Here is a 21,933-nt window from a genome sequence, read left to right as displayed (position 1 = left end):
AACGACGACTTTGTTTAAGGAAATTCCAGTAGGTTGCTTCAAATTTAAGAAAGAAATCATCAATTACGCAAAATAATTCGGTACTATTAAACATCGGGACTAGAGTTTTAAGTTTTGTGTGGTAACTCAACTGATGGCTCTAGTCCTCTTATTTTTCAAGTCAATTTTTTATCCGCGATTCGGGTTATTTAGCAGATTGATCTGACATCTGCACAAACTGCATCAGGAATTTGCGTACCAGCGGCAATACAAGCAGAATCAGTGGAAATGCCACCAGCCATGACAGCCCCCAAGCATGTAACCATAGCGAGATAAACGCATCGCTCCAACCTCTATTCAGCAGCATATTAAAGCAGGAAATCGCACCGCTCATAATGCCGGAAAGGATTAAGGGCATTAACCAGTTCAGATGTTTTGGGTGAAATTTTGGGAGATTCTTTTTCATAAATGACCTTTAGAATACTTACTGTTCTTCACTTTGGGCTTTCACTGTCTGTTTTAAGGATTTCATAAACTGGGCAAATTGCGGCAGGAATTCCTTGAAGAGTGGCAACTCTTTATTTTCCAGCATGACTTCACTAAACAGTTTTAAGCCGATAACAAATGCTTTGGTACTTTCCTCATCTAGCAACTGACTGGCTTGAAGTTTTTCCAGTATTTTAAAGATGTCATCGTGATTACCCACCTGAAACTGTAGCTCCTCAGTATAGGTTGATGGATTACCTTGGGCATCAGCCAGATGTTGAACAGTCACTTCATAGAGATGTTGTTTCATGTCCTGCTCCTACAGTTGACGGATATTAATTGCAGCCTGTTCAATCTGGGCAGCAATATCACTGATCTGCTCTGGACGAAGTTCATTTTGCAGTTTGAATCGTAGTGAAGCTTTCAGGCTTTCCATTGAATTATGGATATCGATATAGCGCTCATCTTCTTGAATGCGGCGACGGGTTTCAAAACGGCTAAGAACTCTTTGTAGAGTTTCCTGATTATCTTTCAGATGCTCACGACCTTTATCAGTAATGTGATATTGCTTACGTTCATCCACACTCATGATCACTTGGGTATATTGCTGTTCTTCAAGATAGTTAATTGTTGGGCAGATCGTACCTGTACTCGGCTTATAGTTTCCGCCAACTAAGGCCGCCACCTCTTTGATAATGTCATAGCTATACTTAGGTGATTGGGCAATAAAATGCAGCACCAGCAGTTTCATTTCACCTGCTTCAAAGAGGCGTTTTCGGGGCTTGGGAGAGTTTTCTCGTTCTTCTGTTAGAACAGAATCAGGAGTTTTAGACATGACAAAGATATATCTTAAATTTAATTAAGATATATCTTAACACTGTTTTAAATTTCCTCAATGCCTCTTTTACTATTATCAACTATAAGAATAATTAAGTTACTACAAGCCTTTTTTCATCTTCTTCACCGAAGAACTCTACTGGAACACGATAACTTTCATTTTTAGAAATTTGAAATAGATCATTTAAAGTAATAGCTGATGAGTGTTCAAAATTTTCTATCCAAACATCAGAATAGTACATTGCTAATATTTTAAGAAAAAAAGTGTATGGAGTTAAAACTCTTGAAATTGGCCATCTATTCTCTGAATGAAAACCAATATGAAAATGAGAAGCTGGGTGGAAATTCTTATTATATTGGCTTGGGGAATAATCATATCGTATTGATGGAATGTCATGAGTAAAAATAGCTTCACTAATAAATTGCTCATACTCTTGTTGAGTTAATATATTTTGCTCCAAGAGCTCATTACAATCTTTTAATTCTTTTTGAAATTCTGCAAATTTGTATGGATTTGGATAATAAGCATATCGTAACTCCTGTTGACCAAATTTATTTCTTTTTTCAAAAAATTGAAAACATGATCTATCAATTAACATGAGGTTAAATTCAGCATAATCGGTTATACGGTTATATAAATCTTTGTAATAAATACTTGTTCTAGCAATCTTTTTTAATTCATCTGAAACTTGCAGTGACACCCGAGCACCGTGCTGCAAATCAATCTTTAGATTTGCAGCCAATGAAGCAACTTTACGAATATTTGCATTGATATCAATATCCGTCATCACTCCCCCCCATTAATCTTTGCATTTCTTCCTCAATTTCTTGATTTGTCATACCTACATCTTGTAATTTTTTAAATTCATCTCTAAACAATTGCAGCTGCATAGCTTTAGAACCTAAATCGCGTTGAAGATGCTCTAACTCTCTCTTATTTGGAACTTTAAACATCAGCTTTGGTGAGTTTTCTAGACTAATATTGATTTCATTTTCAAAATGTCTAGCATGCTGCCCAATGCCTGATACTCTCAACCAAGCCTTAGTTCTTGTAAAAGCTGTAAAAATTTTATTCCTAGTTCTTCTATAATCTTTTGCTTGATACATAGCATCAATACCTAAGACTAAAACACATGCGGCTTCATTACCTTTCGCTCGATGAACAGTTGACAATGTAACCATTTTCTCAATTTTAAAAGGTGGATTTTCTGAGTAGGTTGTTAATACATTATTTGTTAAAATACCTATATCACTTAATTTTGATGATAGATTTCTAAAATAATTTTTTGCATTTCTATCATCTAATGAAATTACCATTATATCTTCTGGCTTCAACCCTTCACTTAAGAAGTATTCAATTTCTGTTTTTATAAATTCGACTTCTTGATTAATATTTTCCGCAACAAAAGTTTTTAACAAATCACTTTTTGTTTGATATTCATTAATAGATAATGGGCTATTTTCAGGATTTCTTGAAAGCACCACATCATTGCCCTCTTGATAAGTTCCACTTTCTAACTCATAGCCAACATCTTTCCAATGATCTAAATTCTCTAAAATTTGTACAGGTTTATCATATAAACCAAAGCCTAGTGCATGAGCAGTAACTAGAATTGGCAGTGGGTTTCTATAACACTTATGCAAAACTAGATCATTTTTTTGTCCCCAAGATAAATTTCTAGCTAAGAGATTTAAATCTATTAATGCTTTTCCTTGAGTATCAGTTCCAAAAAGTTCTTTTGGCGTTCTTGTATAAATATTAAAAATAGTTTGCAAATCATCGTAAGCCCATACAATATTTTTTTCCGCTGCGGTATTTCCTTTTAATAATTTATAACATAGTCTAAAGAACTCATCTGGCAAATCTTGTGCCTCATCAATTAATATATAATCATATTTTTGTTTAATATCATTATTAATTATTTGGCTACAAACATATTTAAAGGGATCATAATTATTAAAGCTTTTTGCTTTATCTAATGAGATCGGAAGAGTATCATTTTCAATTGCACTATTAAAATAAACTCCATCAACTTTATACCCACCCCAAGCATGGAGAATATCAATATTGCTCCAATCCGGATCACTACTAGCAAAATGTCTATAGAATTTACCTATCACCTCTTTAATCAAGACATATAAGCTTTTTGTATAAAATGTAAATAATATTTTTTTATTTGGATATTGTAGATGAATATAGGCAGCTTTCATTGCTAAAATAATTGTTTTACCAGATCCAGCCAATCCTCTAATTCGCTGTGGTCCATTAATCAAATTTATCGCTACTTTTCTTTGCTCAGCATCAAAATTTATAATTTCATCTTCTAATTTAATTAATATATTAAGTTTATTTTTTTCATCTTCAACAATAGCGGTTCTTTTTGAAGGCTTTGATAGAGCTTTTGCACCTTCCAAAATTGAGCGTATTTCATTCAAATGCTCATCTGTTAATTCTTCATTTTTTTCTTTTATAAAATCGCTTAAATTTTCTAATGAATTAAGCACATCTTGTGAACCCGAATATCCCTCACATAACACTTGTGCATCTATTTCAAAAACTAATTTACGGCCTTTCTTACCATTTCTAGTTCGAAGTGTGGCACTTTTAACTAACATACTATCCACATGGCTAAAGGTTTCTTCTAAAGCTTCATACTTTTCTTCAATTTGATGGTCTGTCGATGTAGATAATAGTAGGACACCTATTTTTTTTGATACCAATAAAAAATTTGTTTTTATTATTTGCTCTTCATAATTTTTAAAAACCGGAAATCCGTAGTATAAAACGCCATCTTCCAATCCTAACTCTTTATCATAAGAGTTGATGTAGTCAATCAAAGCATTATCTAAACCTGAAGGATTCAATTCTGTTGCTATTATTGTTTCTATTGTCACTAGAAAATCCTAAAAAATATAAATTTAATTTGGTATCTTACAATATTAACTGATTAAAAAAAAAGAAAAACCCGCTGATAAGCGGGTCTTTCTAGGAATCAATCTAGTCTTATAGACGAATCAATTCCACAATTTTCTCAGCAAGTTCTTCAACTGCTTCTTGTGCGTAAGTCACATCTGTACCTTCTGCAAGGTCAGTAATCACCACCACACCAGTTTCACGTACAAGTGCAACCTGTTCAGCAGTTAGACCCGCTTTCGCAATTGCAACCACACCTTGTTGAATCAACAGGCTTTCAAGTGCTTGAGCATTTTCCAGTGCTTTTGCAGTTACTGTCACCGCAGCAGGTTTTTGACCCAAACGTGCAGCACGTGCTTCAGCAGTTACAGGTTCATTGTGTGCAGTCCATTCCACTGCAGCTTCAACCATACCCGCACCAACAGTCACGTTGCTTAGACGGTCGATGAAAATGAATGAACCGGTGTAACGGCTGTCTTGATAACGGTCAAATACCACTGGCGCATCAAATTCGATGGTCACATCAGCAATTGCATTCAGATCCAGCTGCTCTACTTGTAGTTTTTCCAATGTATTGACATTGGTACGGTAGTTAATTTTCGCAACTTTCGCTGGAATAGTTTGAGTACCAAACTTCACATTATAAAGTTTGCCAACCACGAGCGGTTGATCGTTCATCCACACTACAGACGCACGTGCAGAACGTGAAATCAGTGGTTGTTCGCCAGCTTTCACCAACACGTTACCACGTGAAATATCAATTTCATCGTTCAGTGTTAATGTAATCGCCTGACCTGCAACAGCATGATCCAGATTACCGTCAAAAGTCACGATTTCTTTTACTGTTGATTTCTTGCCAGATGGCAGCGCAACAATTTCATCGCCAACTTTCACTTCACCCAGTGCGATGGTACCGCAGAAACCACGGAAGTCGAGGTTAGGACGGTTAACGTACTGAACTGGGAAACGGAATTCGTCTTTGCTGGTATTACGTGTAATTTCTACAGTTTCCAAAGTCTCCATTAAGGTCTGACCTTGGTACCACGGCGTATTTGGTGATTTGTTTACAACATTATCACCGTTCAATGCAGAAATTGGCGTGAATACAATATTTTCAGGTTTACGATCGCTCAGCTGATCCACGAACTTGTTGTACTCAGCCTGAATTTCATTGAAGCGTGCTTCAGAGAATTCAACCAAGTCCATTTTGTTCACTGCAACCACAATATTACGAATACCTAGAAGGCTCGCAATAAATGAGTGACGACGTGTTTGAGTCTGAACACCGTAACGCGCATCGATCAGGATAATTGCAAGATCCGCAGTAGACGCACCAGTTGCCATGTTACGAGTGTACTGTTCGTGCCCTGGGGTGTCGGCAATGATGAACTTACGTTTTTCAGTAGAGAAATAACGGTAAGCCACGTCAATCGTAATACCTTGCTCACGTTCAGCTTGCAGACCATCTACAAGAAGCGCCAAGTCAGGTGCATCGCCAGTAGTACCCACTTTTTTAGAGTCACGAGTCACGGCTTGCAGCTGATCTTCATAAATCAGTTTTGAATCATAAAGCAGACGGCCGATCAGGGTTGATTTACCATCATCCACATTACCGCAAGTCAGGAAACGCAATAAGTCTTTATTTTCGTGCTGTTTCAAATAAGCCAAAATATCTTGGCTAATAAGTTCTGATTGGTGAGACATCGCTCATAGCTCCACAAATACGTTGAAATCGTTTCTAATCTTCAAATCCACCTAAATCCTCCTTTACTAAAGGAGGACTTTCCTCCGCTTTTTTAAGCCCCTCTTTGGTAAAGAGGGTGAGCAGCACTGCTGCGCAAGGAGATTCTTAGGAGGAGATTTCTTAAGATTCTTAGAAGTAACCTTCCTGCTTTTTCTTTTCCATCGAACCTGCTTCGTCATGATCGATCATACGGCCTTGACGTTCAGATGTGGTCGCTAAAAGCATTTCCTGGATAATTTCCGGTAAAGTTGTTGCAGTTGATTCAACCGCACCCGTTAATGGGTAACAACCTAAAGTACGGAAACGAACCGATTTCATTTGTGGCACTTCGCCTGGATTCAGGCGCATACGCTCATCATCAACCATGATCAGTGTACCATTACGCTCAACGACTGGACGTTCAGCAGCTAAGTACAATGGAACAAGTTTGATATTTTCTAGGTAGATATATTGCCAGATGTCTAGCTCAGTCCAGTTAGACAATGGAAATACACGAATACTTTCGCCTTTGTTCACTTTACCATTGTAAAGGTTCCAAAGTTCTGGACGCTGGTTTTTAGGGTCCCAACGGTGTTTAGAGTCACGGAATGAATAAACACGTTCTTTGGCACGTGATTTTTCTTCGTCACGACGTGCACCACCGAAAGCAGCATCAAACTGATATTTATCCAGTGCCTGTTTCAAGCCTTGGGTTTTCATAATGTCAGTATATTTAGAGCTACCATAGTCGAATGGGTTTACGCCCGCATCACGACCTTCTTTGTTCTGATGCACGATCAGATCAAAGCCATGTTCTTTGGCCATGTTGTCACGGAACTTGATCATGTCTTTGAATTTCCAGCCGGTATCTACATGAAGTAGCGGGAATGGAAGTTTTGCAGGATAAAACGCTTTCAGTGCTAAATGCAGCATGACTGCTGAATCTTTACCGATTGAATAAAGCATAACCGGATTTTCAAACTCGGCAGCAACTTCGCGAATGATGTGAATACTCTCAGCTTCAAGCTGTTTAAGATGAGTAAGTCTTTCCTCATTTAATGACATGGACAACCTGCGTATTACACGTGTACTTATTACACTTTATAAAATTTATATTCATTATAGTGATTAACTTTTCATAACGATTGCTTGTTTTGTGATATTCATATATTAAAACGTCATATAAAAATTCACTAATATCAACTATCAGTTTTTATGAATCTGATAGCTTAGCTAAATAAAGACAATTGATTGTTTAGTCAAAGCACTCTGGAAGATTACTTTTAGCAATGAAATGATATATTAATCATCTAAACGGACAGTTCACATCGTGGTGAAAAAAAATTAGAGTAGGATTAGTTCTTCCAATTTATAAACTATGTATGCCTTATAACGAATTTGATTTAGATACTTTAAAATCCTGTCTGGAACAGGCAAAACTTGCCGGTTTTATTTACCAGCACCAGCAACATATTTTGGTTCTTCAGGAACCCTATACTGAAGATGGCAGTCCTTTAAACATTTATATCCAGCATGAATTGACCGCGGATCAGATTGGCATGCAGTTTGGCCTGCGTAAGCTGAACGGTCAATGGGAATACCTGCTCGGTATGACTTATAGCAACCAGCAGGCAGGTTACGAAATAGGTGCCGGCAATCTGAGAAGTGATCAAAAAGCTTTCAATCTGCTTTATGCTTTCTATAACTATCCTAAAGCCTTTTTCTTGGTGGCCCTTCCTTTGTCTGCAAATACTCAGGCATTGGAACAGGCTCTCGATGAACAACTATTTAATCAGCCTGAACTTAAATTTCTGGAGACTGCAGTAAAAACCAATCCAATGGGCGAACAGGTGCAATGGATGAAGAACTATATCCTGCAACAAGCCCTAGAAATGAAAGTCCGTATCCAGACCGCCATCCTTTAATGCTTTTATACATCTACATAGGAATAGAAAAGCAGACGTATATCAATTGCTTTTCTATTCTTGAGATAAAACCTCAGATTCGCCCACCTATAAAATAGTCGACATTTATTTGCAGCTAAGAAAAACGCATCACATATTGTTAAATTTTGGATTTTATCAAGCTATCCCGATTGGGATTTTTGTTGTTTTTTGCTTACAATTTTATTAATAACTGTTATCTTTAACAGGGTCATAAAATTTCTATAAAACCATAATTAGAGACAGAAACTCATGTGGGAACTGTTCATTCATCCTTCCAACATTGTATTTAGTATCAGTTTAAGCCTGATGCTGATGTTTGCTGCCTTGGAATGTGTCTTGCTGATGCTGGGAGGTGGTTCCCAGAATATGTTCGAACAATTTCTGCCTGAAGAACCGCTTCATCCGGAAGTAGGTATTGATCAGCAGACCGGCCTGTTCAATAAAGTATTCGACTGGCTTTATCTGGGTCGCCTGCCTCTCTTTATCTGGCTCATTATTTTCCTGACCAGTTATGGTCTGAGCGGTTTATTGATCCAAGGCCTGTTCGAACGATTTACCAGTCAGCTTTTAAATGCATGGATTATTTCCCCTGCCTGTTTATTTTTATGCATGCCGATTGTACGTGGGCTGTCCGTGCTTGCTGCCAAAATTCTGCCTCAGGATGAAACCATCGCGATCTATAGCGATGAACTGATCGGACGAACCGCCACGATTATTCTGGGAGATGCCAAAGCTAACTCCCCTGCTCAGGCCAAAGTTCAGGATCAGCATGGTAAGACCCATTATGTGCTGGTCGAACCTGAACGCAATGAAATATTTAATCAAGGTCAGACAGTGGTTTTGACTCAAAAAACTAAAAATGGCTTTCAGGCTATTGAACTTTAATTAAACCAATTTCCTATAAAAATTAAGCTTGCCCAAAGAGACTTTATAACAATGCTAAATTTTGATTTATATAATGTTTTGATTATTGCGGGGATTATATTCGTTGGCCTAGTCACCTTCGGATTAATCATTGCGCGTTTATACCGTCGTTCCAGTAAAGAGATTTCCTTTGTACGTACCGGTTGGGGTGGTGAAAAAGTGATTTTAGGCGGCGGGGCTTTGGTGCTACCGGTGCTACATGAAATCATTCCAGTCAATATGAATACCTTGCGTCTGGAAGTCCGTCGTGCCGATGATCAGGCGCTGATTACCCGTGATCGCATGCGTGTCGATGTCATGGCTGAATTCTATGTACGTGTGAAACCAACGGCTGATTCGATTGCTACGGCAGCACAAACTCTTGGTCAAAAGACCATGTCGCCAAATGAATTAAAGAATCTGGTTGAAGGGAAATTTGTCGACTCTTTACGCGCCGTTGCCGCTGAAATGGCCATGGAAGAATTACATGAAAAACGGGTCGACTTCGTACAAAAAGTACAGCAAGTGGTATCTGAAGATCTGCACAAAAATGGTCTGGAACTGGAAACTGTTTCTTTAACTGGCTTAGATCAAACTGGCTTTAAATATTTCAATCCACAAAATGCGTTCGATGCTGAAGGTTTGACCAAACTCACTGAAACGATTGAAGATCGTCGCCGTAAGCGTAATCATATTGAACAGGATACAGATCTGGCCATTAAAGCCAAAAATCTGGAAGCCGAGCAAGCACGTCTACAAATTATCCGTGAAGAAGAATATGCCAAGCTGCAACAGGAACGTGAAATTTCGATTCGCCGCGCTGAACAGTTAGCTGAAATTGCAGCTCAGGAAGCTGCAAAAAAACGTGAAGCGGAAGAAGCTCGTATTGCTGCTGAACGTGAAGTAGAACTGAAACGCATTTTGGCGGCTCGTGATGTTGAAAATGAAAACATTCAGAAAGCCCAGCTTATTCAAAAAGCCCAAGTTGAACAGAAGAAAACGATTGAACTGGCTGAACAGGATCGTGCAATTGCGATTGCAGAAAAATCACGTGCTGAATCTGAAGCCAAAGCTTTAGCTGATCAGGCACGTGCTCAAGCGGTTAAAGCGGAAGAAGAAGTCGTTACCGTCCGTCAGATCCAGCAAGCTGAACGTCAAAAAGCAGTTGAACTGGTTGCAGCCAAAGAACAGGCTGAGAAAGATGCAATTGCCATTACCGTTGCAGCTGAAGCTGGCAAACAGGCAGCAGCTGATGATGCAGAAGCGGTTCGTATTGCCGCTGAAGCCGAAGCTGAAAAAGTTCGCCTGAAAGCTAAAGGTGAAGCGGATGCCAAAGTATTACTTGCTCAAGCGATGGAGAAACAGTATCAAGTCGATGCTGAAGGTACTCGCGCAGTGAATGAAGCAAATAATGTACTGTCATCTGAACAGGTGGAAATGCAAATCCGGCTAGCCATGCTGAAATACTTACCTGAAATCATTCGTGAAAGTGTTAAGCCGATGGAAAACATTGATGACATCAAGATTCTGCAAGTGAATGGTTTACATGGCACACATGCGGGCTCTTGTCAGGCAGATGCCCATCATGAAGGTAGCAATGTTGCCCTCTCCGATCAGGTGGTGAATAGTGCTTTGCGTTATCGTAGCCAGGCACCTTTGATTGATAGCCTGATGAATGAATTAGGCATTCAGGGTGGTGACATCAATGGGATGACTCAAAGCCTGAAAGCTAAAGCTGGTATAGATAACTAAATACTCAATTTTCGAATTATCATTTAGTTAGACTTTAATCTCCTTTTGCAGCAATTATAAAAAAGCCCTCAATATTGAGGGCTTTTTATCAGCTTAATAAATTAAGCCAAACCTTTTTCTTTCAAAACCTCAAGCATGGTTGAACCCAATTCTGCAGGACTACGTGTATACGCCATTCCCGCGCGTTCAAAGGCTGCAAACTTCTCTTCAGCAGTTCCTTTACCGCCAGAAATGATGGCACCTGCGTGACCCATACGCTTACCTTTCGGTGCTGTTACACCGGCGATATATCCTACCACTGGCTTGGTCACATGCGATTGAATATACTCAGCCGCTTCTTCTTCCGCAGTACCGCCAATTTCACCAATCATGATAATGGCTTCAGTTTGCGGGTCTTCCTGGAACAGTTTCAAGCAATCAATCTGGTTCATGCCTGGAATCGGATCACCACCGATTCCGATACAGGTTGACTGTCCAAGACCTAATTTAGTGGTTTGTGCAACCGCTTCATAAGTCAAAGTACCTGAACGTGAGATAATGCCGATCTTACCTGGCTGATGAATATGACCCGGCATAATCCCGATCTTACACTCGCCTGGCGTAATGATACCCGGACAGTTTGGACCGATCAGACGCGTACCATTACCATTGGTTTCCAGATAACGTTTAGCTTTTAGCATATCCAGTGTTGGTACGCCTTCAGTAATCACAACAATCAGCTCAATACCTGAGTCAACAGCTTCTACAATAGAATCGAGGACAAAAGGTGCAGGCACATAAATCACAGAAGCATCAGCTTGAGTTTCTTGCACCGCTTCACGCATAGTATTAAATACTGGCAGATCCAGATGTGATTGACCACCTTTACCCGGTGTTACTCCACCAACAACTTTAGTGCCGTAGGCAATAGCCTGTTCAGAGTGGAATGTACCGTTCTTGCCTGTAAAGCCTTGGACTAAAACTTTGGTGTCTTTATTAATTAATACGCTCATTGTGATACTCCTTAAGCTTTTACTGCAGCAACAATTTTTTCTGCAGCATCGGCCAAGCCATTTGCAGAAATCAATTTCAAACCAGATTCATCCAGTAACTTGGCACCAAGCTCTGCATTGTTCCCTTCAAGACGAACGACTACAGGTACAGTGACATTTACCTCCTGAACCGCTGCAATAATTGCCTCAGCAATCATGTCACAACGTACAATTCCACCAAAAATATTAATCAAGACACCTTGTACAGAAGAATCTGCCAAGATAATTTTAAATGCTTCGATGACACGCTCTTTGGTTGCACCACCACCTACATCCAGGAAGTTAGCTGGTTGACCACCATAAAGCTTGATAATGTCCATAGTTGCCATCGCAAGACCGGCACCATTGACCATACAACCAATATTGCCCTCTAAAGCAACGTAGTTCAGGTCAAATTCAGATGCTTTCAGTTCACGCTCATTTTCTTGTGATTTATCACGTAAAGCAGCAACTTCAGGCAGGCGGTACAGTGCATTCGAATCAATACCGACTTTGGCATCGACACAGAGAATGTCACCATTTTCACGTACAGAGAGTGGGTTAATTTCAAATAAAGCAAAATCATTTTCAACAAAAGCTTGATAAGCAGCTGTCATGACTTTAACAAATTGATTGATCTGGCTATCTTTTAACTTAAGTGCAAATGCCACTTCACGTGCTTGGAATGGCAATAAACCCACCAAAGGATCAACTTCTACTTTAATGATTTTTTCAGGATTTTCTTCTGCAACTTTTTCAATTTCGACACCGCCTTCTGTGGATGCCATAAAGGTAATACGACGGCTAGAACGGTCAACCACCGCACCCAAATACAATTCACGCTCAACCGGATACACATCTTCAGACACCAGAATGCTATTGACTGGCTGACCGTTTGCATCGGTTTGATAGGTCACTAAACGTGAACCAATAATCTGATTGGCATATTCAGCTGCTTCTTCAGCCGACTTTACCACTTTTACCCCACCCGCTTTGCCACGACCACCTGCGTGAACCTGCGCTTTTAATACCGCAAACTTCCCACCAAGCTGCTCAAAAGCATGTACTGTTTCCTCAGCATTGGTAGCAAGAATACCTTCTTGTACAGGCATCCCATATTTTTTTAATAACGCTTTTGCTTGATACTCATGTAAATTCATTGATTAACCTTTTACTACTTATTTGACTTTGTTATTACACGTATTCCCAATATTTCTTGGTTCACATCAATCAATATTGGTATTTTTGGATCTTAAATTTTACTTATCTTTATTTTTAGATGATTATTCATTCAAAAACAACCACCAAATGTAAAAAGAGCGGCCGGAGCCGCTCTTCGAAGAATTACTTACGCTTACGTTGGATCGCGTGAATCGCACGACCATCAACTGCAAGAGCAGCTTCATGTACGACTTCAGAGAACGTTGGGTGACCGAAAGTCATCAACTGTAGGTCCTCTACTGAAGAAACAAATTCAAGAGCGATCATACCTTGGTGTACGATATCAGACGCAGCAGGTCCAATCACGTGCATACCCAGTAGACGGTCAGTTTTTGCATCAGCAACAAACTTCACGAAACCAGCATTTTCGCCCGCAGCCATTGCACGACCATTCGCAGCGAAACCGAATTGACCCGTTTTAACTTCGTGGCCTTTTTCTTTCGCCTGCTCTTCTGTTAAACCTACCCACGCCGCTTCTGGGTGTGTATAAATTACAGAAATGATCGTATCGTAGTTGACTTGTGCAGCATGACCGTGAATACGTTCAACTGCCATTACACCTTCTTCCATTGCTTTATGGGCAAGCATTGGACCACGTACCAAGTCACCAATTGCGTATACGCCTTCAACAGAAGTTGCACACCAATCGTTTACTTCAACCAGACCACGTTCAGTGAGTTTAATGCCTGAATCTTCAGCCAATAGGCCTTCAGCATAAGCACGACGACCAACACAAACGATCAACTTGTCGAAAGTTTGAGTTTTGTCTTCACCACCTTGAGTGTACTGAACAGTAACTTCACGACCGTTCACTTCAGTACCAGATACTTTCGCACCAACGCGGATATCCAGACCTTGTTTAGTCAATACTTTTTGGTAGTCTTTCGCCAATGCCTTATCAGCCATTGGTAAGAATGCGTCCATTGCTTCAAATACAACAACTTCAGCACCAAGACGACGCCATACTGAACCAAGTTCAAGACCGATTACACCAGCACCGATCACACCAAGACGTTTAGGCACTTCTGGGAATTCAAGCGCACCTGTTGAGTCAACAATGATGTCTTGATCTACAGGAGCAACAGGAATATTTACAGGTACAGAACCAGTCGCAAGAATCACGTATTTAGGTTCTAAAACTTGAGTTTCGCCTTCGTGTGAAACGAACTCAACTTTTTTACCAGCAAGCAATTTACCAGTACCTTTTAACCATTCAACGCCATTACCTTTCAGCAGGCCGTCGATACCCATGGTCAATTGGTTTACGATTTTGTCTTTACGTGCAAGAAGTTTTGCAAGATCAAACTTCACTTCACCAGTCGTAATACCGTGATCATCTAAATGCTTAACAGTATCTTCATAACGGTGAGAAGAATCTAGAAGTGCTTTAGAAGGGATACAACCCACGTTTAGGCAAGTACCGCCTAAAGATGGTTTACCTTTATGAATACGTTTTTCGATACAAGCAACTTTGAAACCAAGTTGCGCAGCACGAATTGCAGCTTCGTAGCCACCTGGGCCACCACCAATTACAACTAAATCGAATTGAGACATTTTTATCTCCAAAGAATCCCCCTACATCCCCCTTTAACACAGGGGGACAGCCCCTCTTTAGAAAGAGGGGTTTGGGGAGATTTTAAATGTATAAATTATAGGTCAAGGATCAGACGAGCTGGTTCTTCTAACAATTCTTTGATTGTTACCAGGAAGCCAACTGCTTCTTTACCATCGATTAAACGGTGGTCATAAGAAAGCGCTAAGTACATCATTGGTAAGATTTCTACTTGACCATTCACTGCCATAGGACGTTCTTGGATTTTGTGCATACCCAGAATCGCAGTTTGTGGTGTGTTTAGAATTGGCGTTGAAAGTAATGAACCGAAAGTACCACCGTTGGTAATTGTGAAAGTACCACCAGTCATGTCTTCAATCGCAAGTTTACCTTCACGCGCTTTACCAGCGTATGCACGGATACCGTTTTCAACTTCAGCATAGTTCATGCGGTCTGTATCACGAAGAACAGGAACCACCAGACCACGGTCAGAAGAAACCGCTACACCGATGTCATAGTAACCATGGTAAACGATATCGTCGCCATCGATAGACGCATTCACTGCTGGATAGCGTTTCAGCGCTTCAGTCGCCGCTTTAACAAAGAATGACATGAAGCCTAGACGCGCACCATGACGTTTTTCAAACGCCTCTTTGTACTGGTTACGCATTTCCATGATCGGTTTCATGTTTACTTCGTTGAACGTCGTCAACATTGCTGTTTCTTGAGTTGCAGCAAGTAGACGTTCAGCAACACGTTTACGCAGACGAGTCATTGGAACGCGTTTTTCGATACGTTCACCGACTGCAACGCTAAGCGGTGCAGCAGCAGGCGCTGCAGGTTTAGATTGATGGTTCGCAACATCTTCTTTAGTGATGCGACCGCCACGGCCTGTACCGGATACGTCAGCAGCATTAATTCCAGATTCAGTCAATGCTTTACGTACTGCTGGAGCCTGGTCTTGAACCTGGCTACGCTCAACGATTGGTGAATTGCCCGCTTCAGTTTGTGCAGCTGCTTGTTCAACTTTCTCTTCAGATTGAACTGCTTGAGTTTGGCTCGCGCCAGATACTGCACCTTCTTCGAATTGAGCAATCACTTCAGCAGAAAGCACTGTATCGCCTTCATTTTTAACGATTGATGCAATTGTACCGTCTGCAGGAGCAACAACTTCTAAAACAACTTTATCAGTTTCAATATCACAGATCACTTCATCACGTGATACTGCTTCACCTGGTTGTTTGTGCCAAGTTGCGATCGTACCGTCCGCAACTGACTCTGGAAATACCGGTGCTTTAATTTCGGTTGCCATTATTTAGAATCTCCTGGATTATTCAGCATCGATCGCTAGAGCGTCGTTAACGAGCTGAGCTTGTTGTTTTGCATGCAAGTATGGTGAACCACACGCCGGTGCAGCTGAAGCTTCACGGCCTGCGTAACTAATACGGATTTGTTTGCCCGCTTTCATCACATCGTCATATAAACGAGGCGCGATGAACAACCAAGCACCTTGGTTTTTCGGCTCTTCTTGTGCCCAAACTAGTTCTTTCACGTTTGGATACTGAGCAAGAACTTCTGCAAGACGTGCTTCTGGGTACGGATACAATTGTTCAATACGTACAATTGCAGTGTTGTTCAATTCTTTTTCACGACGTTTTTCAACCAGATCGTAGTAAACCTTACCACCACACAGTACCAGACGGGTTACGTCTGCTTTGTTGATGTTATCTACTTCGTCGATCACAGTCTGGAATGTACCGTTAGCCAGTTCTTCCAGATTAGACACCGCTAATTTGTGACGAAGCAATGATTTAGGTGACATAATGATCATTGGCTTACGGATCGGGCGGATTGCCTGACGACGTAACGCGTGGAAGATCTGTGCAGGTGTAGTTGGAGTCATTACTTGCATGTTGTCTTCAGCACATAGTTGCAAGAAACGTTCCAGACGTGCAGATGAGTGCTCAGGACCTTGACCTTCAAAACCGTGTGGCAGAAGCATAGTCAGACCACATACACGTTCCCATTTGGTTTCACCAGATGAGATGAACTGGTCGATCACCACCTGTGCACAGTTTGCAAAGTCACCAAACTGAGCTTCCCAAATGATCAGGCTCTTAGGAAGAGTAGTCGCATAACCGTATTCAAATGCCAGTACTGCCATTTCAGACAATAAAGAGTCATAGATCGCAACACGCGGTTGGTTTTCTTTGATATGGCAAAGTGGAATATAAGTTGAGCCATCTACCTGGTTATGCAGTTTTGCATGACGGTGTGAGAATGTACCACGACCCACGTCTTCACCAGTTAAACGAACCAGATAACCATCATCTAGCAGTGATGCATAGGCTAGAGTTTCAGCAGCACCCCAGTTCAGCGGCATTTCACCAGTTTGCATTTTCAGACGGTCGTCAATCACTTTAGATACCTGACGCTGCATCACGAAGCCTTCTGGAAGCTCACGCATTTTGCGGCCAAGCTCTTTAAGACGTTCTAGATCACAAGTAGTATCCCACTCATCTGTGTATTCATGACCCAGGTACGGTGTCCAGTCTACGAACATTTTTTTGTTCGGCTCTAGAACCAATGCATTGGCAACATGTTTACCTGCTTCAAGATCAGAACGGTATTGTTCAACCATTTGATCTGCAGTTGCGCGATCAAGCACACCTTCTTGAACCAGTTTGTCAGCATAAAGCGTACGAGTGGTCGCTTTTTTGTTGATCACTTGGTACATCATTGGCTGAGTTGCCGCTGGTTCGTCCGCTTCATTATGACCACGACGACGGTAACAGAACATATCAATCACAACGTCTTTACGGAAAGTATGACGGAAGTCATGTGCAAGCTGAGCAACAAACAACACAGCTTCAGGATCGTCACCATTTACATGGAAGATCGGTGCCTGAATCATTTTCGCGATGTCAGTACAGTATTCTGTAGAACGTGCATCACGTGGATCAGATGTGGTGAAACCAACCTGGTTGTTCACTACGATATGAACTGTACCACCTACTGTGTAACCACGAGTCTGTGACATCTGGAAAGTTTCTTGGTTTACGCCCTGACCTGCAAATGCAGCATCACCGTGAACAATCACTGGTAACACGTCATCACCGCCAATGTCTTTACGACGTACTTGACGTGCACGTACAGAACCTTCAACTACAGGTCCAACGATTTCAAGGTGAGATGGGTTAAACGCCAATGCCAAGTGAACTTCACCACCTGGAGTCATTACGTTAGAAGAGAAACCTTGGTGATACTTAACGTCACCAGAACCTTTCTTGTGTAGTGATTTGCCTTCGAACTCACCAAACAGGTCAGCCGGGTTTTTACCCATGATGTTAACCAGAAGGTTCAGACGACCACGGTGTGGCATACCGATCACCACTTCTTTACAGCCTACAGAACCGGCACGCTGGATCAATTCATTCACCATAGGAATGAAAGACTCACCACCTTCAACACCAAAACGTTTTGCACCTACGAATTTATTACCGAGGTATTTTTCCAGACCTTCAGCCGCAGTTAAACGTTCAAGAACATGTTTTTTCTGATCAGCACTCAGGCCATATTGACCACGTGCGCTTTCAAGACGTTGCTGGATCCAGCGTTTTTCTTTGGTATCCACGATGTGCATGTATTCAGCACCGATAGAGCTACAGTAAGTCGCTTCCATCGCTTGGACCATTTCGCCCAAAGTCGCTGCTTCCTTACCAATCGCAAGGTTACCGGTATTGAATATAGTGTCTAGATCAGACTGAGTTAAACCGTGCGCAGAAAGATCAAGATCTGGCACAACTTCACGCTTAGCCAGACCTAATGGATCCAATTTTGCTTTTTGGTGGCCACGGTTACGGTACGCAGCAATCAGCTGTAAAACGCCAATTTGACGACGTTCATGCTCTGAACTTACTGTCGATTGGATAACAGGCTGAATACGGCTTGAATTGCGACCTAAAAGTAGGAATTGCTCACGTACATTGCTGTGTGGTTGATCACCTTTTGGGAATTTATCGAAGTACGCTCTCCAGTCAGCACCCACTGAGTCTGGAGCAGTGAGGTACTGCTCATAAAGTTCTTCAATATACGCTGCACTATCAGCGGAAAGTTCAGTGTCAAGACGCAGAGCGTCAGCAACTTCTTGCATTTGTGGACCCATTTCCTATTGCAAAAACATTTTCAGGATGCTTTTTAAGCAAAACCCAGGATTAGTAATGTCAAATTGATAATTCAACATTAGTCCCCCATAAGGCATAAGCCATGAGGCGTTATCACCACACCAAGAAAATTCTTGATATGTTTAATGAACAATAACGCCCCTCAGCGGCATCATCACTCATTGAATACCCGATCGTGACCGAGCAATTTTTTGCAAATCGACTTAGAAAAAACAAAGATTTAAACTATATTTTTTCTAAAGCGACTTTGACTTACATTTATATACCAGTCTCAACTTCTTTCGTGTTTAAAAAATGTACATCGGCCCACACATTTTTTAAATATAGTCTTGTGCTAAATGCTATCACGATCTCGACTAATCAATTGATTTTTTTGACGAGGAACGCATGTTTTTTAGTCAAATACTTCCGTCAGAAATTACTCTAACATAGGGAGCTTTAAATGAAAAACACATTCAGCGTAGACCAAAGTCCTACATCTTTTTGATAAACAAAAAGAGAGTAAATCTTCCAATCCACTCCCTTTGCAACTTTGCGTTATATAATAACATTATTGAAAACCTTTTTCAGTCCAGAATTACATCTAAAAATCATAAATACCTCAAACAACATCATAATAGTGCATAAATCCGACCAAAATGTTCTGCAATGATTCATCACCCGATTTGATCATATGAGATACAGCACCAATAACAGCAGTTTTCACGACCACTGTTCGTTTATGGAGCCCTATAAAGCAAAAAGCACACCAAGTGGTGTGCTTTTTGAAAAACTGTTGATTGCAGTCTAAATTAGCCAGCCATATCTAGAAGCATGTTACGGATGTGACCGATTGCTTTAGTAGGGTTCAAGCCTTTAGGACATACAGATACACAGTTCATGATACCTTTACAACGGAACAGAGAGAACGGATCGTCAAGACGAGCCAGACGCTCTTGAGTACCTGTATCACGCGAATCGATGATGAAACGGTATGCATTCAATAATGCTGAAGGACCCAAGAACTTGTCTGGGTTCCACCAGAATGATGGGCATGAAGTTGAACAACATGCACAAAGAATACATTCATACAGACCATTCAAGTGTTCACGTTCTTCAGGAGACTGCAGACGCTCTTTAGGAGGTGCAGGCTGGTTGTTGATCAAGAACGGATGAATCTTGTTGTACTGGTCGTAGAACTGGTTCATGTCAACTACAAGGTCTTTGATTACTGGAAGACCAGGTAGTGGACGAATCGTGATTTCATTTGGTAAATCGTTCAGGTTCCAAAGACACGCCAAACCGTTTTTACCATTAATGTTCACACCATCAGAACCACAGATCCCTTCACGGCATGAACGACGGAATGTCAAAGATTCGTCCTGTACTTTTAATGCAAGAAGCGCATCAAGCAACATACGGTGCTTATCAGTCAGTTCAAGCTTAAAAGTTTGCATATACGGTGCTTTATCCTTATCAGGATCGTAGCGGTAGATATGAAATGTACGAGTACCTCTACTCATCTTAAATCTCCTGATTAGAATGTACGTGGTTTCGGTGGAATTGCATCAACCGAAAGTGGTTTGTAACGCACTGGCTTGTACTCAAGACGATTATCAGCAGAGAACCACAAGGTGTGTTTCATCCACTCGTCGTCACGACGGCCATATGGATACTCTGGGTGATCTGGTGGTAATTCGAAATCTACCACAGTGTGAGCACCACGACATTCTTTACGTGCAGCAGCTGAAATCAAGGTCGCTTTAGCAACTTCATACAGGTTTTCAACTTCTAGAGCTTCAATACGTGCAGTATTGAATACTTTAGATTTGTCTTTCAAGTGAATGTTGCGAACACGCGGCTCAATTGCAAGAATTTGTTTTACACCTTCTTCAAGCAGCGCAGTTGTACGGAATACACCCGCGTGGTCTTGAACGATGTCACGGATTGCATCAGCAACTTCTTGAGCATTCTCACCAGTTGTTGATTCATCCAGCTTACGAACACGCTTAATTGTGTTTTCAAGCACAGTTGTAGGAAGCGGTTCATACTCATCACCGTGGTGTTTAGTCACGTAGTCGATGATGTGCTGGCCAGCAGCCTTACCAAATACAACCAAATCAAGCAGTGAATTTGTACCTAAACGGTTTGCACCGTGTACAGATACACATGAACATTCACCGATCGCATAGAAGCCTTTCACTGGTTTCGTGAAGTTGCGACCTTCTTGGTTAGTAGAATAGGTATCAGTATTCTTGTCGTAGTTCGTTACTAGAGCTTCAGATTCTGGAGACTCAGGAACAACTACCTGACCATGAATATTTGTAGGAATACCACCCATTTGGTAATGGATTGTAGGTACTACAGGAATTGGCTCTTTAGTAATGTCAACGTTCGCGAATTTCTTACCAATCTCGAATACAGATGGCAGACGTTTCATGATGGTGTCAGCACCCAAGTGAGTCATATCAAGAAGGATATAATCACCTTTAGGACCACAACCACGACCTTCTTTGATTTCCTGGTCCATAGAACGTGATACGAAGTCACGAGGAGCCAAGTCTTTCAGAGTCGGTGCATAACGTTCCATGAACGGTTCGCCGTCTTTATTACGAAGGATTGCACCTTCACCACGACAACCTTCAGTCAACAGTACGCCTGCGCCCGCAACACCTGTAGGGTGGAATTGCCAGAATTCCATATCTTGTAATGGAATACCTGCACGAGCTGCCATACCAAGACCGTCACCAGTGTTGATATATGCGTTAGTAGATGCACGATAAACACGACCAGCACCACCTGTAGCGAACAATGTAGCTTTCGCCTGGAATACGGCAATTTTACCAGTTTCCTGATCGATTGCTGTCACACCCAGTACATCACCAGCTTCGTTACGGATCAGGTCAAGCGCGATCCATTCAACGAAGAACTGAGTACCCATTTTCACATTGCTTTGATAAAGAGTATGAAGAAGCGCGTGACCTGTACGGTCGGCTGCAGCACATGCACGTGGAACTGCTTTTTCACCGTAGTTTGCAGAGTGACCACCAAATGGACGTTGGTAAATCGTACCGTCTGCGTTACGGTCAAATGGCATACCTAAATGTTCTAATTCGTATACCACTTGCGGTGCTTCGCGAGTCATGAACTCGATCGCGTCTTGGTCACCTAACCAGTCAGAACCTTTAACTGTGTCGTAGAAGTGGTAATGCCAGTTATCTTCTTGCATGTTACCAAGAGATGCACCGATACCACCCTGCGCTGCTACAGTGTGAGAACGTGTTGGGAATACTTTAGTCAGTACCGCAACTTTCAAACCTGCTTGAGCAAGTTGGTAAGAAGCGCGCATACCAGAACCACCACCACCAACGATAACTGCATCGAAAGTTTCGTGTGGAATATTTGTGTAATCTTCTTTAGGGGTTATAGCGCCCATGATTGTTTCCT

Annotated in this window: 17 protein-coding genes and 1 pseudogene; 3 read left to right on the top strand and 15 right to left on the bottom strand. The window is 41.3% G+C overall.

Annotated elements, in window-relative coordinates; all coding sequences use genetic code 11:
* The 8 genes and pseudogenes from FTU19_RS10385 to cysD form a co-directional block, all read right to left on the bottom strand.
* Positions 1 to 94, bottom strand: a pseudogene (locus FTU19_RS10385) (IS982 family transposase); the annotation flags it as partial.
* Positions 95 to 184: 90 nt separating this feature from the next.
* Positions 185 to 445 (bottom strand): DUF2798 domain-containing protein, encoded by a 261-nt coding sequence (locus FTU19_RS10380; RefSeq protein ID WP_180016798.1) that lies wholly within the window; start codon positions 443 to 445, stop codon positions 185 to 187.
* An 18-nt stretch (positions 446 to 463) separates the two neighbouring features.
* Complete coding sequence (locus FTU19_RS10375; protein WP_125278733.1) at positions 464 to 775, bottom strand: DUF3861 domain-containing protein; 312 nt, start codon at positions 773 to 775, stop codon at positions 464 to 466.
* A 9-nt stretch (positions 776 to 784) separates the two neighbouring features.
* On the bottom strand, positions 785 to 1,300 hold the full coding sequence (locus FTU19_RS10370; RefSeq protein WP_180131077.1) for a PadR family transcriptional regulator: 516 nt from the start codon (positions 1,298 to 1,300) through the stop codon (positions 785 to 787).
* Between the two features lie 94 nt (positions 1,301 to 1,394).
* Positions 1,395 to 2,090: a DUF2290 domain-containing protein gene (locus FTU19_RS10365; RefSeq protein ID WP_180131075.1), complete on the bottom strand. Its 696-nt coding sequence runs from the start codon at positions 2,088 to 2,090 to the stop codon at positions 1,395 to 1,397.
* Entirely contained in the window at positions 2,077 to 4,197 is a 2,121-nt protein-coding gene (locus FTU19_RS10360) for a DEAD/DEAH box helicase (RefSeq protein ID WP_373684953.1), read from the bottom strand. The genes FTU19_RS10365 and FTU19_RS10360 overlap by 14 nt, the downstream gene beginning before the upstream one ends.
* A 109-nt stretch (positions 4,198 to 4,306) precedes the next feature.
* Positions 4,307 to 5,920 carry a sulfate adenylyltransferase subunit CysN gene (gene cysN, locus FTU19_RS10355; RefSeq protein WP_180131073.1) on the bottom strand — a complete coding sequence of 538 codons (1,614 nt, stop codon included), beginning with the start codon at positions 5,918 to 5,920 and terminating at the stop codon, positions 4,307 to 4,309.
* Positions 5,921 to 6,089: 169 nt separating this feature from the next.
* Entirely contained in the window at positions 6,090 to 7,004 is a 915-nt protein-coding gene (cysD, locus tag FTU19_RS10350; protein WP_034170514.1) for a sulfate adenylyltransferase subunit CysD, read from the bottom strand.
* 317 nt (positions 7,005 to 7,321) lie between these two features.
* On the opposite strand from cysD, the gene FTU19_RS10345 reads away from it, so the two are divergent.
* From FTU19_RS10345 to FTU19_RS10335, 3 genes are all read left to right on the top strand, one after another.
* On the top strand, positions 7,322 to 7,864 hold the full coding sequence (locus FTU19_RS10345) for a hypothetical protein (protein ID WP_180131071.1): 543 nt from the start codon (positions 7,322 to 7,324) through the stop codon (positions 7,862 to 7,864).
* Between the two features lie 270 nt (positions 7,865 to 8,134).
* A complete protein-coding gene (locus FTU19_RS10340) occupies positions 8,135 to 8,770 on the top strand; it encodes a YqiJ family protein (protein WP_004782965.1) in 636 nt (211 codons plus the stop codon).
* Between the two features lie 51 nt (positions 8,771 to 8,821).
* The gene (locus tag FTU19_RS10335; RefSeq protein WP_179992111.1) at positions 8,822 to 10,540 is read left to right on the top strand and encodes a flotillin family protein; all 1,719 of its coding nucleotides are present in this window, start codon (positions 8,822 to 8,824) and stop codon (positions 10,538 to 10,540) included.
* A 101-nt stretch (positions 10,541 to 10,641) separates the two neighbouring features.
* Here FTU19_RS10335 and sucD read toward each other — a convergent pair whose 3' ends face one another.
* The 7 genes from sucD to FTU19_RS10300 all read right to left on the bottom strand — a co-directional run bounded on the left by sucD (position 10,642) and on the right by FTU19_RS10300 (position 21,922).
* Positions 10,642 to 11,532: a succinate--CoA ligase subunit alpha gene (sucD, locus tag FTU19_RS10330; RefSeq protein ID WP_004782969.1), complete on the bottom strand. Its 891-nt coding sequence runs from the start codon at positions 11,530 to 11,532 to the stop codon at positions 10,642 to 10,644.
* A gap of 11 nt (positions 11,533 to 11,543) precedes the next feature.
* On the bottom strand, positions 11,544 to 12,710 hold the full coding sequence (gene sucC / locus FTU19_RS10325) for an ADP-forming succinate--CoA ligase subunit beta (RefSeq protein ID WP_004782971.1): 1,167 nt from the start codon (positions 12,708 to 12,710) through the stop codon (positions 11,544 to 11,546).
* A gap of 184 nt (positions 12,711 to 12,894) precedes the next feature.
* A complete protein-coding gene (gene lpdA / locus FTU19_RS10320) occupies positions 12,895 to 14,325 on the bottom strand; it encodes a dihydrolipoyl dehydrogenase (RefSeq protein ID WP_180131069.1) in 1,431 nt (476 codons plus the stop codon).
* Positions 14,326 to 14,420: 95 nt separating this feature from the next.
* Positions 14,421 to 15,635 carry a 2-oxoglutarate dehydrogenase complex dihydrolipoyllysine-residue succinyltransferase gene (gene odhB, locus FTU19_RS10315; RefSeq protein WP_179992113.1) on the bottom strand — a complete coding sequence of 405 codons (1,215 nt, stop codon included), beginning with the start codon at positions 15,633 to 15,635 and terminating at the stop codon, positions 14,421 to 14,423.
* An 18-nt stretch (positions 15,636 to 15,653) separates the two neighbouring features.
* Positions 15,654 to 18,476, bottom strand: a complete 2,823-nt coding sequence (locus FTU19_RS10310; protein WP_005234618.1) for a 2-oxoglutarate dehydrogenase E1 component — start codon at positions 18,474 to 18,476, stop codon at positions 15,654 to 15,656.
* A gap of 822 nt (positions 18,477 to 19,298) precedes the next feature.
* Positions 19,299 to 20,009 (bottom strand): succinate dehydrogenase iron-sulfur subunit, encoded by a 711-nt coding sequence (locus FTU19_RS10305; RefSeq protein ID WP_004782977.1) that lies wholly within the window; start codon positions 20,007 to 20,009, stop codon positions 19,299 to 19,301.
* 14 nt (positions 20,010 to 20,023) lie between these two features.
* On the bottom strand, positions 20,024 to 21,922 hold the full coding sequence (locus tag FTU19_RS10300; RefSeq protein ID WP_004782979.1) for an FAD-binding protein: 1,899 nt from the start codon (positions 21,920 to 21,922) through the stop codon (positions 20,024 to 20,026).
* Positions 21,923 to 21,933 lie beyond the last annotated feature (11 nt).

The sequence above is a fragment of the Acinetobacter sp. YH12072 genome (genome assembly GCF_013419565.1).
Lineage (GTDB): Bacteria > Pseudomonadota > Gammaproteobacteria > Pseudomonadales > Moraxellaceae > Acinetobacter.
This window is presented reverse-complemented; position numbering and strand designations above follow the sequence as displayed.

Bases quoted from the DNA above. Each gene is read 5' to 3' on its own strand.
- FTU19_RS10380 (WP_180016798.1), bottom strand. From the start codon at position 445: ATGAAAAAGAATCTCCCAAAATTTCACCCAAAACATCTGAACTGGTTA.
- FTU19_RS10375 (WP_125278733.1), bottom strand. From the start codon at position 775: ATGAAACAACATCTCTATGAAGTGACTGTTCAACATCTGGCTGATGCC.
- FTU19_RS10370 (WP_180131077.1), bottom strand. From the start codon at position 1,300: ATGTCTAAAACTCCTGATTCTGTTCTAACAGAAGAACGAGAAAACTCT.
- FTU19_RS10365 (WP_180131075.1), bottom strand. From the start codon at position 2,090: ATGACGGATATTGATATCAATGCAAATATTCGTAAAGTTGCTTCATTG.
- cysN (WP_180131073.1), bottom strand. From the start codon at position 5,920: ATGTCTCACCAATCAGAACTTATTAGCCAAGATATTTTGGCTTATTTG.
- cysD (WP_034170514.1), bottom strand. From the start codon at position 7,004: ATGTCATTAAATGAGGAAAGACTTACTCATCTTAAACAGCTTGAAGCT.
- FTU19_RS10345 (WP_180131071.1), top strand. From the start codon at position 7,322: ATGCCTTATAACGAATTTGATTTAGATACTTTAAAATCCTGTCTGGAA.
- FTU19_RS10340 (WP_004782965.1), top strand. From the start codon at position 8,135: ATGTGGGAACTGTTCATTCATCCTTCCAACATTGTATTTAGTATCAGT.
- FTU19_RS10335 (WP_179992111.1), top strand. From the start codon at position 8,822: ATGCTAAATTTTGATTTATATAATGTTTTGATTATTGCGGGGATTATA.
- sucD (WP_004782969.1), bottom strand. From the start codon at position 11,532: ATGAGCGTATTAATTAATAAAGACACCAAAGTTTTAGTCCAAGGCTTT.
- sucC (WP_004782971.1), bottom strand. From the start codon at position 12,710: ATGAATTTACATGAGTATCAAGCAAAAGCGTTATTAAAAAAATATGGG.
- lpdA (WP_180131069.1), bottom strand. From the start codon at position 14,325: ATGTCTCAATTCGATTTAGTTGTAATTGGTGGTGGCCCAGGTGGCTAC.
- odhB (WP_179992113.1), bottom strand. From the start codon at position 15,635: ATGGCAACCGAAATTAAAGCACCGGTATTTCCAGAGTCAGTTGCGGAC.
- FTU19_RS10310 (WP_005234618.1), bottom strand. From the start codon at position 18,476: ATGCAAGAAGTTGCTGACGCTCTGCGTCTTGACACTGAACTTTCCGCT.
- FTU19_RS10305 (WP_004782977.1), bottom strand. From the start codon at position 20,009: ATGAGTAGAGGTACTCGTACATTTCATATCTACCGCTACGATCCTGAT.
- FTU19_RS10300 (WP_004782979.1), bottom strand. From the start codon at position 21,922: ATGGGCGCTATAACCCCTAAAGAAGATTACACAAATATTCCACACGAA.